The 14,129-nt window shown below is 69.3% G+C and carries 16 protein-coding genes; 9 read left to right on the top strand and 7 right to left on the bottom strand.

Annotation, left to right across the window (positions count from 1 at the left end; genetic code table 11):
- Positions 1-45 precede the first annotated feature (45 nt).
- The 4 genes from ACLB9X_RS03545 to pip all read left to right on the top strand — a co-directional run bounded on the left by ACLB9X_RS03545 (position 46) and on the right by pip (position 2,663).
- Entirely contained in the window at positions 46-285 is a 240-nt protein-coding gene (locus ACLB9X_RS03545; protein WP_410359156.1) for a hypothetical protein, read from the top strand.
- Between the two features lie 353 nt (positions 286-638).
- Positions 639-1,013, top strand: coding sequence for a hypothetical protein (locus ACLB9X_RS03540; protein WP_410358720.1), 375 nt, complete (start codon positions 639-641; stop codon positions 1,011-1,013).
- 201 nt (positions 1,014-1,214) lie between these two features.
- On the top strand, positions 1,215-1,547 hold the full coding sequence (locus ACLB9X_RS03535; RefSeq protein ID WP_410358719.1) for a hypothetical protein: 333 nt from the start codon (positions 1,215-1,217) through the stop codon (positions 1,545-1,547).
- A 150-nt stretch (positions 1,548-1,697) separates the two neighbouring features.
- A complete protein-coding gene (pip, locus tag ACLB9X_RS03530; RefSeq protein WP_410358718.1) occupies positions 1,698-2,663 on the top strand; it encodes a prolyl aminopeptidase in 966 nt (321 codons plus the stop codon).
- Positions 2,664-2,749: 86 nt separating this feature from the next.
- Here pip and ACLB9X_RS03525 read toward each other — a convergent pair whose 3' ends face one another.
- The 7 genes from ACLB9X_RS03525 to ACLB9X_RS03495 all read right to left on the bottom strand — a co-directional run bounded on the left by ACLB9X_RS03525 (position 2,750) and on the right by ACLB9X_RS03495 (position 8,215).
- Positions 2,750-3,058, bottom strand: coding sequence for a hypothetical protein (locus ACLB9X_RS03525; RefSeq protein WP_410358717.1), 309 nt, complete (start codon positions 3,056-3,058; stop codon positions 2,750-2,752).
- 61 nt (positions 3,059-3,119) lie between these two features.
- The gene (locus tag ACLB9X_RS03520; RefSeq protein WP_410358716.1) at positions 3,120-3,374 is read right to left on the bottom strand and encodes a hypothetical protein; all 255 of its coding nucleotides are present in this window, start codon (positions 3,372-3,374) and stop codon (positions 3,120-3,122) included.
- A gap of 151 nt (positions 3,375-3,525) precedes the next feature.
- Positions 3,526-4,707 carry a NosD domain-containing protein gene (locus ACLB9X_RS03515; RefSeq protein ID WP_410358715.1) on the bottom strand — a complete coding sequence of 394 codons (1,182 nt, stop codon included), beginning with the start codon at positions 4,705-4,707 and terminating at the stop codon, positions 3,526-3,528.
- A 50-nt stretch (positions 4,708-4,757) separates the two neighbouring features.
- Entirely contained in the window at positions 4,758-4,934 is a 177-nt protein-coding gene (locus ACLB9X_RS03510) for a hypothetical protein (protein WP_410358714.1), read from the bottom strand.
- Positions 4,935-5,050: 116 nt separating this feature from the next.
- On the bottom strand, positions 5,051-5,938 hold the full coding sequence (locus ACLB9X_RS03505) for a carbohydrate ABC transporter permease (RefSeq protein WP_410358713.1): 888 nt from the start codon (positions 5,936-5,938) through the stop codon (positions 5,051-5,053).
- On the bottom strand, positions 5,935-6,807 hold the full coding sequence (locus ACLB9X_RS03500) for a carbohydrate ABC transporter permease (protein WP_410358712.1): 873 nt from the start codon (positions 6,805-6,807) through the stop codon (positions 5,935-5,937). The genes ACLB9X_RS03505 and ACLB9X_RS03500 overlap by 4 nt, the downstream gene beginning before the upstream one ends.
- A gap of 79 nt (positions 6,808-6,886) precedes the next feature.
- Positions 6,887-8,215 (bottom strand): ABC transporter substrate-binding protein, encoded by a 1,329-nt coding sequence (locus ACLB9X_RS03495; RefSeq protein ID WP_410358711.1) that lies wholly within the window; start codon positions 8,213-8,215, stop codon positions 6,887-6,889.
- 374 nt (positions 8,216-8,589) lie between these two features.
- Here ACLB9X_RS03495 and ACLB9X_RS03490 point away from each other — a divergent pair, with 374 nt between their 5' ends.
- The 5 genes from ACLB9X_RS03490 to ACLB9X_RS03470 all read left to right on the top strand — a co-directional run bounded on the left by ACLB9X_RS03490 (position 8,590) and on the right by ACLB9X_RS03470 (position 14,087).
- Positions 8,590-9,612 (top strand): LacI family DNA-binding transcriptional regulator, encoded by a 1,023-nt coding sequence (locus tag ACLB9X_RS03490; protein WP_410358710.1) that lies wholly within the window; start codon positions 8,590-8,592, stop codon positions 9,610-9,612.
- A gap of 208 nt (positions 9,613-9,820) precedes the next feature.
- Positions 9,821-10,870: a LacI family DNA-binding transcriptional regulator gene (locus ACLB9X_RS03485; protein ID WP_410358709.1), complete on the top strand. Its 1,050-nt coding sequence runs from the start codon at positions 9,821-9,823 to the stop codon at positions 10,868-10,870.
- Positions 10,871-10,940: 70 nt separating this feature from the next.
- Positions 10,941-12,317 (top strand): glycoside hydrolase family 172 protein, encoded by a 1,377-nt coding sequence (locus tag ACLB9X_RS03480; RefSeq protein WP_410358708.1) that lies wholly within the window; start codon positions 10,941-10,943, stop codon positions 12,315-12,317.
- Entirely contained in the window at positions 12,310-13,809 is a 1,500-nt protein-coding gene (locus ACLB9X_RS03475; RefSeq protein WP_410358707.1) for a glycoside hydrolase family 32 protein, read from the top strand. Before ACLB9X_RS03480 ends, ACLB9X_RS03475 begins: the two co-directional genes overlap by 8 nt.
- A complete protein-coding gene (locus tag ACLB9X_RS03470; protein WP_410358706.1) occupies positions 13,806-14,087 on the top strand; it encodes a hypothetical protein in 282 nt (93 codons plus the stop codon). Before ACLB9X_RS03475 ends, ACLB9X_RS03470 begins: the two co-directional genes overlap by 4 nt.
- The last annotated feature ends 42 nt before the right edge of the window (positions 14,088-14,129 follow it).

Below are 14,129 nucleotides of genomic sequence, written 5' to 3'. Positions count from 1 at the left end.
CGCGAGCCGGAGACGTTCGACCGGCACCGCCTGCTCTCGGCACGCGTGCTCGGCCACCCGGGCCCGGACGGCCCCGACGACGTCGCAGGACTGCTCACCGCCCACCGTGACGACGGCGCCGAGGTGTGCTGCCACGCCTCGGCGCGCGGGGCCCTGGGCAGCCGGTGGGCGACGCTGTCCACCGTCGCGCTCGACCCGGCAGAGCGACGGCTCCTGGTGCACGAGGGCGGTCCGTGCACGGCACGGCCCTCGGCGTGGACACCGGTCACCGCGCCGATGCTGTGAGCCTGCCTGCGTCCCTCCCGCCCGAAGAGGCCCCCCGGACGCGCTGAGGGTCGCCTCCGTGCCCGCCCGCGCTGAAGGCCTGGCCGGGCGGGGCGCCAGACGGGTGTTGGTCGTAGGAGATGAACAGGGCCTCGTAGCCGACGATCAGCCCGTTGTGGAGGCGTCGGGACCCGACCGCCCGCGTGGATGACCCCTTCGGCCCTGTGTCCGGGACGTGTCCCGGACACGCAACGTGCTGCCGAGCCGCCCACGGAGCGTGCGACGGTGTGCCGGCGCCGCTCGACGACACCGCCCCATCGGCCCGGTGGAACGGCGCGGTCACCCGTCCAGCACGTGATCAGGAGGAAACCACCATGTCCCACTTCCGACCGGCCCGGCTCCGTACGACCGCGGCGGCAATGGCCATGGCGGCCGCCGCGGTCACACTCAACTCCACCGCTGCGACCACGGCCACTGCGGCCGCCGCCGACCGGTGCAGCCAGGCCGCACCCACCAGCGCCGACAACCCGTACACCACCACACACACCGCACTGCGGGACGCGCCCCTGCGCATGGGCCCCTACGGCGAGTGCTACCGCCTGAAGACCTACCCGCAGGGCGCCACCGTCGAGGTGAGGTGCTTCATCGTCAATCAGTACGGCAACACGTGGTCCTACGTGCCCGGTTCGGGCTGGGTCTGGGACGAACACCTGTCGGGCAACGGGTCGCCCCACCGCTGCATCTTCTGACCCGATCCGGAGACGGGCGGCGCCGTCAGCCACGACCAGCAGCCGCGCGGCGCCCGCCCGTTGTTCGTCACACCATGCGCTCGTCGCTCATGTGACGAGATGTCATAGGGGGCATTCGGGTGGTAAGCAGCCGGTGCCGCAACTGCGCGGACCCGCGCGGCAGTCCTCCTCTGCAGTTGCACGACAACCGAGGAGGTACGCATGACCACCGGACAGGCAATCATCGCCCCGGTCACGAGCTCGGCGTTCGACCCCTACCGATTCCCCGGAGCCCTCATCGACGCCACCGAGGTCGCGCACGTGACGTACGGGGGGCCGGAGTCCGACGACTACGTCCTGCCCGCCCCCGACCCCGGCCGGCGCGTCCCCATGCCGCTGGACCCGGCGGACCGGCGTCGCCTGGACCTGCATGCCGCGCTGACCACCGCGGGCATCGCGCCGCTTCCGGGCGACCTGGCCGCGATCGAGGCACTGTGCAGGCTCGACGACTCCACCCACGCCGCACTGCAGCGGTGGATCACCCATTCGCTGTGACCGGCAGCCGGACATCCGCGCCGGACACCGCGCGGACCAGGCGCCGCGGGCCGGATCATCGTCCATGATCCGGCCCGGAGGCGCACGGCGGCCGGCTTGTAGTGTGGTCGGCTTGTTCCCGTCGACGCCCACGACGAAGGAGAGCCCGCCATGGACGCGCCCTACCCTCCGATCGAACCTCACGACCACGGCATGCTCGACACGGGCGACGGGAACCTCGTCCACTGGGAGGTGTGCGGGAACCCGGCAGGCAAGCCCGCCCTCGTCGTCCACGGCGGCCCCGGTTCGGGCTCCTCCGAGGGCACCCGCAGGTCGTTCGACCCGGAGCGATACCGGATCATCCTCTTCGACCAGCGCGGGTGCGGCCGCAGCACACCCGACGCGAGCGACCCGGCCACGGACATGGCGCTCAACACCACCGAGCACCTGATCGCCGACATGGAGCAGCTGCGGGAACACCTGGGCGTCGAGCGGTGGTTGCTCTTCGGCGGCTCGTGGGGGTCCACCCTGAGTCTGGCGTACGCCGAGCGGTATCCCGAGCGGGTGTCGGAGATCGTCCTCGTCGCCGTCACCAGCACGCGGCGCTACGAGATCGACTGGCTCTACCGGGGTGTGGGCCGTTTCTTCCCCGAGGCGTGGGAACGATTCCGGGACGGAGTCCCCGAGGTCGACCGTGACGGCGACCTCGTCAAGGCGTACGCGCGCCTCATGAACCACCCCGACCCGGACGTACGGGCCAAGGCCGCGGCGAACTGGTGCGCATGGGAGGACGCGGTCGTATCGGCGGAGCCCCAGGGCCGGCCCAACCCGTATGGCGACAGGCCGTCGTTGGCCAGGCTGGCGTTCGTACGGATCTGTTCGCACTACTTCGCTCACGGGGCCTGGCTGGAGGAAGGCCAGCTGATCAGGGACGCGGAGCGCCTTGCAGGCATCCCCGGCGTCCTCATCCACGGCCGCCTCGACATGAGCGGGCCGCTTGACACCGCCTGGGAACTCGCCCGCGCCTGGCCCGGCGCGGAGCTGGTGGTCGTCGACGACTCCGGACACCTGGGAAGTTCCGCGATGCGCACGGCGATGTACGGGGCGCTCGAGCGCTTCGCGCAGCCGGTACGCTGAGCAACACGCCCGTGACTGCCGCCGGTTGACAACGGATGACCGCGCCCACGACGCCCCGGCGATCGTCTCGACGCCCTCCCCGACACCTACGCCCAGACGAAGAAGTGGTACCAGGCGATCCAGAGGCCCAGGAGTCCAAGTGCCATGCCGATGAGCGGCGACTGGCGGGAGTTCGCCGTGCCGCGAAGCCGCCACAGGACGCCTGCGCCGCCGAGGACGGCGGTGAGGGAGGCGAAAGGCAGCAGGTAGGTCAGAAAGAACCCCCCGAGGTAGTAGAACGGGAGCGCACAGCACCAGCCGGCCAGGGCGAAGAGGCCGAACCGCAGGGGCCACCGGTCGGTGGGGGCGGAGGACATCACGAGTTTGGTCGTGCGCGTACGTCTTTCGGGCCGCATGGCCGCTCCTGTGGTGTCGTGGCGGGATGGTGCACCTGTCCGCAGGGCAGGTGCCGCCGGGTCAGGTGGGGAAGGCGCCCAGGGCCTCACCGAGGAAGAGCGCCAGGGAGGCCAGCCCGAGCACGGACAGCCCGATGCCGCTGGACACATAGGCTCCCCAGGGGACGGTCTTCCGCAATCCGTGCCGGACCTGACGCCTGCGCACCACCGCGAAGTGCCGGACGAAGAGAGCGACACCGCACAGGCAGAGAGCCGCACTCCCGATCCGCAGGAGCTCGAGACCCGGATAGAGAAGGGCGAAGAGCCCGAGATCCATATGCCCATGACTCTTCCCGGTGCACGCAGGCCTGCGGTGCAGGCTGTCGAACGTAAGCGTGGGCAATCAGATCACGGCTTGTGAACCGAATCAACATGCGGCCTGGAGCTCGGGACAGGCCGCGTGGCGGTGAAGGAGTGGGTCCGGCGTCCTAGGGAGTGGCCACCAGGGAGTGGTTGGTGGTGTAGGGCTCGAACTGTGCGCTGGTGGCGCTGTAGAGCACCTTGGTGGCCGTGGTGCCGGCATCGAGAACGACCTTGGCCGGCAGGTTGCTCGTGATGTGGTTCGTCGCCAGGTAGTTGTCGTCCCCGCTCTTGACCAGCACGATCGTCGGGTCGGCGCCCGCCGGCGTGATGTTCTGTGCCGGGACGGAGAAGGAGAACTGATTGGACGTCAGCGTGTTCTTGCTCCCCGCGATGTGCACGAGGCCGAACTTGTCGTCGAAGCGGGTGCTGGTGCCGTCCCCGTAGACGCGCCGGAAGTGGTTGCCGGAGATCAGGTTCTCCGAACTGCCGTTGAGCAGGGCGATCATGCTGGGGAAGTTACTGAGCAGCTTGTTGCTGGTGATGGAGGCGCGGTTCACGTTGTGGAACGTGATGTTGCAGGCCCACAGGATCGTGTTGCCGGAGATCTGCGGTCCTTCCGCGTTCTCCGCGAAGATCGAGTAGCCTCCCCATGCGCTGATCAGGAAGTTGTTGGTGATCTTGGCGACCTGGGACGCCCCGGTCAGTTCGATGCAGTACCCGCACTCCGCGATGAAGTTGTTGGTGATGTTGGGGGCGTCCGCGCCCCGGACGATGATCGCGTGCTCGAGGTAGACGAAACCCATTCCCTCGATCCGGATCGCGTCGTTGTCCGACTGGAACGAGATGCCGATCTTGGAGTTGCCCGGTGTGTAGGGCTTGGACGAGGAGACACCGTCGAGGCAGAAGTCCTGGAAGACGATGCTGTTCAGCCGGCCCACCGTGCCGGGCGCGCCGGACCGGCTGACGAGGAACGCCTCCTTGTGGCCGTCGTTGTTCTTCACCCGGATGTGACTGGCGCCCGGCAGCGTCTCGACCCAGGATCCGGTCGACGACTCGTCACGGATGGCCTCGGACAGGAACCCGTGGCCGGAGCCCTTGATCTGAAGGAAGCTCACGTCGATCACGACGCGCGTGAGCAGGTCGTAGTGGCCGGGTGGGATGTAGATGACGGCGCCGGGCCTGGTCGTCTGGGTCGACTGCTTCGCCTTGATGTCGGCGATGATCTGGTTGATCACCGCGCCGATGTCCACGTAGGGGGAGACCGTCGCCCCGGCCCATGTCGTGACGTCGTAGACCGTGTCTGCCATGTCTTTCCTTCCTGAACGGTCGGGTGCAGTGGTTCGGTTGAACGCGCTGGTCAGAGCAGGCCGACGATGGAGTGGTACGGCGGGTGCGGGGGAGGTGGCGGGGTGGAGGCGGCCGTGGCGGCCCGAGCGGGGCTCGGCCGTGCGCTCACGAACGCCGTCGAGGCCAGCGCCGCGGTGAAGCCCGTCAGCACGCTGCGGCGTGAGACCGGCGGTTTCCCTCGGTTCATTTCGGCTCCTGACGAAGGGATGGGACCGACACATCGGACAAGGGGACAGGGGGGCTCGAGCCGCGTGTCCGGGACCACGGCACACCGGGTACGGCCGGAGGCGCTCGCGCACCGGCTCAGCGGATCGCCCCGGCGGTCATGCCGGAGATGACCTGGCGCTGGAAGACGGCGTAGATGACCAGCTGGGGGAGGAGCACGAGGGTCGCGGACGCCATCATGGCGCCGTAGTTGACGCTGTAGACGCCCTGGAACCGGGAGATGCCCAACGAGATCGTCGTCAGCTCCGGCTTGTTGATCAGCGTCACGGCGAAGGGGAACTCGTTCCAGACGTAGATGACGTTGAGGATCGCGAGCGTGGCGACGACCGGGCGCATGAGCGGGAACACCACGCGCCACGCCATCGACCACAGCCCCACCCCGTCGATGACCGCCGCCTGTTCGATCTCCTCGGGGAATTCGCGCAGAAAGCCGGTCAGGAGAAGGACGTTGAAGGGGATCGAGACGGCGATGTACGGCAGGATCAGCGCGGCGTGCGTACCGAACAGGCCCAGTGCGGTGTCCAGCCGGTAGACCGGAAAGAGGAGGATGTACACCGGTACGGCGAGGCCGGCGAGGACGTAGTACCTCATCGTGTTCTGAACCCGGCGCCGTCCGCTGCGGAAGACCATCCGGGTCAGTGCGAAGGCGGCCATGTACGACACGGCCAGCCCGATGGTCACCGAGAAGACCGCCAGGATCAGGGTGTTCTTGTACATGACCATCAGGTCGAGCGTTTCCAGGGCCTGACGGTAGTTGACCAGGCTGAGATCCGACAGCGAGAACGGGTGCGCGAGGATGTTCTCGTTCGTCTGGAACGACAGCAGCATGATCCACAGGAGCGGGAGCAGGATCACGAAGGTGATCAGGTACGCGACGGCCGACGCGATGACGCGCCCGCGGCTCGGGCGCGGGGACGGGCGGGCTTCGGCGTGGGGCCCGATGCGCTGGTTGCTCGTCGTCTTCACGCCGTGGCCCTCCTCTTGACGCCGAACAGGGTGACGACCGCGGCGGCGGCGCCGAGGACGAACACCACGACGGCCAGCGCCATCCCGTAGCTGTACTGCAGTGTGGTGAAGGTGACGTGGTACATGTAGCTCACCATCACTTCGGACAGGTGCACCGGACCGCCTCCGGTCAGCGCGTAGACGAGCTCGAAGATCTTGAAGACGCCGGTCACGACCAGGGCCGTACAGATCCCGAACGACTCCCGCAGCATCGGCACGGTGATGTACCGGAGTTGCTGGAAGCGCGTCGCCCCGTCGAGGGTGCCGGCCTCCATCACATCGCGCGGAAGCATCCGGATGGCGGCGTAGAGGATGGTGACGATGAACCCGGTCTGCTGCCACAGATAGACGAACGCGACCGAGTAGGGGCTGAGGGTGGTGCCGCCGATCCATTGGGGCTGCACGGCTATGCCGATCGCCTGCAAAACCGCGTTGAGCAGGCCGATCTCGGGATCGAGGATGAAGATCCAGATCAGTCCGACGAGGATCGGCGCCACGATCGCCGGCGCGAAGACGAGCGGTCTGAGGACCGCGCTTCCCTTGACGTTGCCGCTGAGCAGGACCGCCAGGAGGAAGGCCAGCGGGACCAGCAGTGTGACGGCGACCGCGAGGATGATTCCGGTGTTCTGGACCGACGTCCGAAAGACCGTGTCGTGTGCCATCTCGCGGTAGTTGTCGAGTCCGGTGAACTGCGCGGGCGAGACGCCGTCGAAGCTGGTGAAGCTGTAGTAGATCGAGTACAGGATCGGGTAGACCATGTACACCGTGTAGAGGAGCAGGGCCGGCGCGATCATCAGGGTGAAAGTCCGGCGCGTGGTGAGCCAGTTCATGCTGTCCTTGCCATTCGGGCCAGGGCCGGCCCTGTTCGTCCGAGAACGGCCTGCGCCGTCGACTGCCTTGTCCCGTCCGCTACGTGAAGGTCCGCTGGACGAGCCGCACGGCTTCCTCGGGGCTCATCGCGCCCGACATGACGCCGTAGATGCTGTCGTACATGGCGGTGGCGGTCTCCGCCGGGACGACGAGGTCGGGCTGCGCCTTGGGGCTCGTCATATGCGGCTTGGCGGCTTCCTCCAGGACGGCCCAGAACACGGCGGACTTGTCCTTGTCCACGGTGGGCACGTAGGTGGTGACGGGCGGCTGGGCGTTGTCGACCAGGATCTGCTGGCCCGCGTCGCTGTAGTAGAACTGGAGGAACTTCTTGACTGCCTGGTACTTCTTCGGGTCCTTCTTGACCTCGGCGCTGGCGACGAGCGGCGCGGAGGGCGCGTTCATCACCAGGTTCTGGTTGCCGACGCCGTCGGAGAAGGTGGGCCCGGCCCAGAAGCCGACGTTCCTGCCGATCGGGCTCTCCTGGATCTTCGCGGCGTCCCACACTCCGGAGTCGAGGAAGGCGGCCCGTCCGGCGGTGAAGGAGGCGACGGCCTGGGTGTAGGTCTGCGTCGTCATGTTGGACGGGAACGCGCCGGCCTCGGCGAGCTCCTCGATGTGCCGGTAGAGGCGCAGGAAGTCGGGGTTGTCGTAGCTCTCCTTCTTGTCGAGGATCGCCTGGTACTTCTCCTCGTACCCGAAGCGGCTGAGCATCGTGAGGAAGGCCCACACACTGAACGACGAGTTGTTCGCGCCCTGGGCGATCGGCACGACTCCCTCGGACTTGAGCTTCTTCACGGCGGAGAGCAGGTCCTCGTAGGTCCTCGGGACCGGGATGCCGTGTTCGTCCAGGACGGCCTTGTTGTAGTAGAAGCCGGTGACCAGCGCCTGGTAGGGGACTCCGTACTGGACCTCGCCCTGCCGGAAGCCGGACAGCATGTGCGGGGCGAACTTGGCGTCGAGGCCCTTTTCCGTGAGCACCGGCTTCAGGTCGAGCAGGTCGCCGTTCTTCGCCATGGTCTTCGCGAGCGCGTCGTAGATCCAGAAGACCTCGGGGAGCGTGTCGCTCTGCGCCGCGATCGTCATCTGCTGCTGGTGCTGTTCCATCGGCCGGCCGACGAGCTTGATCTTCATTGTCGGGTTCCTCGCGTTGAACGCCTGGACGAGCTCGTGGGTCGCGGGGTCCTGCTGCTGGATGTTGGGGTTGTGCATCGCGAGGGTGATCAGTCCGTCGGCGGACGACCCCCCGGCGGAGTCCGCTCCGCAGGCCGTCGCCATCGCGGCGGTCAGGGCCGTCGCCGTGACGGCGCTCGCGAGACGGCGGACCCGCGGGAGACGGGGACTGCCCGCCACGTGTGTCATCGTTGACATAGTTGCTGCACCTTTCGCCGGCATCTTCCGATGCGCGTCTTGTGGCTTCACCGCGATGAGCTGCCCGGATCGGCTGCTGGAATGGCCTGTCGGCGGCTGCGGGGGACGTATGGGTATCGGGTCCGACCGCTGGGGGCAAACGTTTCGATGAAAGATACTCGGGCCGTTACCCGTGTCAAGGTGGTGTGCCGACGGGATTTCCGGAGCGTGCCGAAGCGGCGCTCGCCGAACCATGCCGACCGCCTCGGCCGATGCCCGGCAGCGAAAGCTGCCGCCGAGCAGGCAGGCGGCACAAGGGCGACCGGCCGTTGACGCGTCACGCGTCGCGTGCCATCGTTTCGTAAACGTTTCGATGACAGGCGGGGAAACAGAGAGTGGCAACGATCGTCGATGTCGCACAGCTGGCGGGAGTTTCCACGTCCACCGTCTCCCATGTCCTCAACGGGACCCGGCCGGTCCGGGAGGACACGCGGGAGCGTGTCGAGGAGGCCATCCGCGCGACGGGGTACCGGCGGGACAGCGTCGCCCGTGCCATGCGCCGGTCGCGGACCGAATCGATCGGGCTCGTCGTCTCCGACGTGACCCAGCCCGCGTTCGCCGAAATGGTCCGCGGCGTCGAGCACGAGGCGGCTGCCGCCGGCCACACCCTGCTGCTCGCGAATTCGGGCGAGGATCCCGCGCGCGAGCTGAGGGCGCTGCAGGCCCTGACCGAGCGCCGAGTGGACGGACTGATCATCGCCCCGGTCGGCCGGTCCCACAGCAAGGAGATGGCGGACATCCAGCAGCGTGGTACGCCCGTCGTCCTGATGGACCGCCTGGGCGGCATCCGTGCCGACCAGGTGGGCGTGGAGAACGCGGCTCCCATGCGCGAGCTGGTGCTCCACCTCGTCGAGCACGGGCACCGGCGTATCGCGCTGGCGGGCGGTGACGCGGCGGTGTCGACCGTGTCCGAACGGCGCCAGGGATATCTGGATGCGCTGGCCGAGGCCGGTGTCGAGGCCGACGACGCGCTGGTCCTCATGGGCAGCGGCCTCGCGGCCGATGTCCGCCGGCAGACGACGGCCCTCTTCCGGCGGGCGGACCGGCCCACCGCCGTGGTCGCGGTGAGCAGCGAAGCGGCCGTCGGGGTACTGGAGGCGGCCAAGGCTCTGGGCCTGAGGACGCCGCGTGACTTCGCCTTCGCCACCTTCGACGGATTCCCCAACGCGGACCTCTTCCGGCCCCGCCTCAGCACCGTCACCCAGCCCGCGTACGAAATCGGCAGCACCGCCATGCAGCTCCTCCTGAGCCGCCTCGAGGACGACACCAGGACCAGCTACCGCTCCGTGCGGCTGGTGCCCGAGATCACCTATCGCGAGTCGTGCGGCTGCCCGGACCGGGACGTCGCCGTCTCCTGACCACCGGACACGTTCCCAGGCTCACACGCGCTCCTGCGGTGCGGGCCCTGCTGCCATGCGTGATCCCGGACTCGTGGGTTGAACAGGGGCGTTGACGCCCCGTCGGGCCCCGTGAACCCGGGCCTCGCACCACCTTGACACCTACCGAGCCCGAGGCAACAATCTGCGCAAACGTTTCGCGCAAACGTTTCGATAGAGAGAGGTGCATGTGGCGACCATCGTCGATGTGGCGCAGCACGCCGGGGTCTCCATCTCGACGGTCTCCCATGTCGTGAACGGCACCAGGCCGGTGGCCCAGAGGACCCGCGAGCGGGTGCTGAAGGCCATCGAGCAGACCGGGTACCGCCAGGACACGCTCGCCCGTTCGCTCCGCCGCTCGCGCACGGACTCCATCGGGCTGGTGGTCTCCGACGCCGGCCAGCCCACCTTCGCCGAGATGGTCCGGGGCGTCGAACACGAGGCGGCCCGGGCCGGGTACACCCTGCTGCTCGCGCACTCGGCGGAGGACCCCGCCCAGGAGACGCGGTCCGTGCAGGCACTCGCCGCCCGCCGTGTGGACGGCCTCATCGTCGCCCCGGCCGCACGGTCGACGGGCGGCGAGACCGAGGCGCTACGGCGCGGCGGGACGCCGGTGGTGATCCTCGACCGGATCGGCGACCGGATCGGCGACCGGGCCCTGGGCGACCGGGTCGGGGTCGACAACACGACGCCGATGCGCGAGATCGTGGAGCACCTGCTCGGGCACGGACACCGCCGGATCGCCCTGGCCGCCGGAGACCTCGCGGTCTCCACCATGGCCGAGCGCCACCGCGGCTACGCGCAGGCGCTGCGGGCAGCGGGCATCGAACCGGAACCCGACCTGGTGATCACCGGGTCGGGACTGGCCGCGGAGACCCGCGCCCTCGCCCTGCGCATGCTCACTCGCGAGCGGAGGCCGGAAGCGGTCGCCTGCGCCAGCACGGAAACCGCCGTGGGCGTCATGGAGGCCGCCGCGGAGATCGGCCTGCGCATCCCGAGGGACCTCAAGCTCGCGGTCTTCGACGGCTTCCCGCAGTCCGGCCTCTTCGAACCCCGCATCACCACCGTCGTCCAGCCGGCATTCGACGTGGGCGCCACCGCCATGGCCCTGCTGCTGCGGCGGGTGAACGGGGAGAGATGCGAGCGGGGCGAGGTCATCCGCCTCGAACCGCGCGTGGTGTACCGCACCTCCTGCGGCTGCGGACCCCGACAGCCCCCTCTTCGTAACCGACCTTCCTGACCGACGGCGGAGGAGGCCGGTCCTCCTGCGCCCACCCTCAGCGACTCACCTCACCGAAAGGCAACGCCCCATGCTTTCTTCCCTCACGGACCTGACCCGCCGCAAGGCGGCACGCAGCGCCCGCACGTCGAGCTGGGACCAGCGCGGCCGCAACCAGGACTACTGGACCACCCCGGCGCATTCCAGCCGCGTCCTCGCCGACCTGGAGGGCCCAGGCCAGATCACGCACATCTGGATGACGCAGTTCTGCCGGAAGACGCTCGGACCCGGTCTGATCGACCCGCTGGAGGCGGACACCGTCGCGCCGGTCATGGAGATCCACAACGCGCTCGGCGTCAACTGGGAGGAGCCGGACCCCGACTACTACCGAAAGGTCCTGATCCGTATCACCTGGGACGACGAGGAGGAGCCGGCCGTCCTCGTGCCGCTCGGAGACTTCTTCGGCGTGGGCCACTGCATGCCCAACAGCTACCAGTCCGCACTCTTCACCGTCTCGGCCAAGCCCGAGGAGTCACTGATGTTCGGCGGCAGCGCGGCACTGAACTGCTGGGCGCCGATGCCGTTCGACAAGAGGGCCCGGATCGAGCTGGTCAACGAGAACGACCTGCCGATCCAGCAGTACTTCTACATCGACTACGAACTGTTCCCCGAGCCGCTGCCCGAGGACACGCTCTACTTCCACGCCCGCTGGAACCGCAGCAACCCGTGCAACGGCTGGGCCCCGGACATCCAGACCAACAGCCCCGAAGTCAACATCGCCGACGTCACCGGCGAGGACAACTACGTCATCCTCGACACCGAGGGCACCGGTCACTACGTCGGCTGCAACCTCTCCGTCCACCACCGGCAGGGCAGTTGGTGGGGCGAGGGCAACGACATGATCTGGATCGACGACGACTTCCTGCCCGACGGCAGCACGCTCTGGCCGCCCTCCCTGCACGGCACCGGCACCGAGGACTACTTCAACCACGCCTGGGGCATGCAGAAGAACGCCTACCTCTACCACGGAGCGATCCTCCACGAGGCCGACGTCCCCGGCTACTCCGTCAACTACCGCTTCCACGTGACCGATCCGGTCCGCTTCGAGGAACGCATCAAGGTCTCCATCGAGCACGGCCACGGGAACCACCTGAGCGACGACTGGGCCTCGACCGCCTACTGGTACCAGACGCTCCCCTCGCCGAGGGCCTCCATACTGCCGCTCGAACAGCGCCTGCCGGTACGGCCCGCCGGCCTGCCCATGCCCACCCCGGCCCCCCGCCACGGCCTCGTCGCCGAAGAGATCGCCCAGATGCGCGAACGCTACCGGGTCCGTTTCGAACGGCACATGGAGCACCTCGCCGAGCGCACCCGCCTGCGCGGGGAGCGTTCACTGCAGGAGTCCGAGGCCAACACCAAGCAGGCCGCGGACGTACGCCACCGCTACAACGAGCGCGCCCGTGGCTGAGCACGTGCACACCGCGAAGAGACACCGCGCCGCGTCCGCCACCGCGCGGGACCCGCACTTCCCCGCACTCCACCTGCGCCCGCCGCGCAACTGGCTGAACGACCCCAACGGGCTCGTCTTCCACGACGGGCACTACCACGTCTTCTTCCAGTACAACCCGGGAAGCGCCCGCCACGCGGACATGCACTGGGGGCACTTCCGCAGTGCCGACCTCCTCGACTGGGAACTCCTGCCCATCGCCCTGGCCCCCACCCCCGGCGGCGAGGACACCGAAGGAGTGTGGTCGGGCAACGCCGTCGAAGCAGGCGGCGAACTCGTCGCCTTCTACTCCGCCAAACACCCCGACCGCTGGTACCAGCCGGTCGCCCGGGCGGTGTCCCGGGACGGCGGTCTGACCTTCGCCAAGCACGACCGGCTGCTCGTTCCCGAACCGCCCGCGGACACCACCATGTTCCGCGACCCGTACGTGTGGCGCGACGGCGACCGCTGGCGCATGCTCGTCGGCGCCGCCCTGGGGGACGGTCGCGGCGCGGCTGTGCAGTACTCCTCCACCGACCTGACCGACTGGGTGTATCAGGGCGTCTTCCTGGCCCGCGCGCCCGAGCCGCTGCCCGGCGGGGACAACACCGAGGAGGGCTGGGAGTGCGCCCAGTACGCACACTTCGGCCACGGCCGCGGGGCGGTGATCGTCAGCGCCTGGGACCCCGACGACGGTGCCCTCTGCACGGCGGCCTGGCCCGGACACGAGGAGAACGGGGCGTTCGTCGCCGCCTCCCCCCAACGCCTCGATCACGGGCCGGACTTCTACGCACCGGCTCTGCTGCCCGCCCTCGACGGCCGCTGGCTGATGTGGGGCTGGATCTGGGAAGCGCGTGACGAGGCACGCGTCGGCGCGCCCAGCGAATGGACCGACGAGGTGGGATGGGCCGGGATGCTGTCCCTGCCGCGCGAACTCACCCTCGATGCGGACGGCGTGGTTGTCCAACGGCCGGCCCGGGAGATCGGGCGGCTGCGCCGGGACCGTCGCGTCGCCGCCACGGGCGAGTCCCGTCCCGGCCGGCCCGCCGACCTCGGCGAGATCGACTCCGTCTGCGACATCACCGCCCGCCTCGACACCGGAGGAGGGCTGCGGCTGGTCACCGACGCGGCCGACGGCGAGTACCTGGACATCGTCCGCGACCCGGCAACGGCGGAGGTGGTCGTCGACCGGTCCCACGCCTCCCTCGACCCACGGGCCAAGGGCGGCAGTTGGCGGTTGCCCGCGCCTGCGGGGCCGGTGGACATCCGCGTCGTACTCGACCGCTCCGCCGCCGAGGTGTTCACGGCCGAGGGGCAGGCACTCACCCTGCGCCTCTATCCGGCCGGCCGGGGTCCCTGGCGCCTGCAGGCCACGGCGGCCGGCGCCACACCGGTCCCCTACGCCGTCGAGGCATGGGATCTCGCCGGTCTGAGGATCCACGACAGGAGACCCGCGTCGGAGCAGGCGTCATGACCACCGTCGTCGTCGGCGAGGCGCTCGTCGACCTCGTGTGGCGGGCCGGGGACACGTCCGTCGCCGCCATTGCGGGCGGCAGCCCGGCGGTCGCGGCCCTGCTGCGGCCCGCCGAGGACGGCACGCTCCATGTGCGGCTGCCCGAGAGCCGCGACGACGTGGAGCACCTGCTGCGCCGCGCCGCGACCGCGGGGGCGCTCGCCTGCGAACGGCCCGGCGCCCAGCCGCTCACCCGCGCCGAACCGGACGCCGCCCTGCTCGGGGGTGGCGTCCGGTGAGGTGCCGGGCAAGACGACCGTGTCCGCGCTCGGAGCGCGTCG

It is taken from the genome of Streptomyces sp. 5K101 (genome assembly GCF_046506645.1).
Taxonomy (GTDB): Bacteria; Actinomycetota; Actinomycetes; order Streptomycetales; family Streptomycetaceae; genus Streptomyces.
This window is presented reverse-complemented; position numbering and strand designations above follow the sequence as displayed.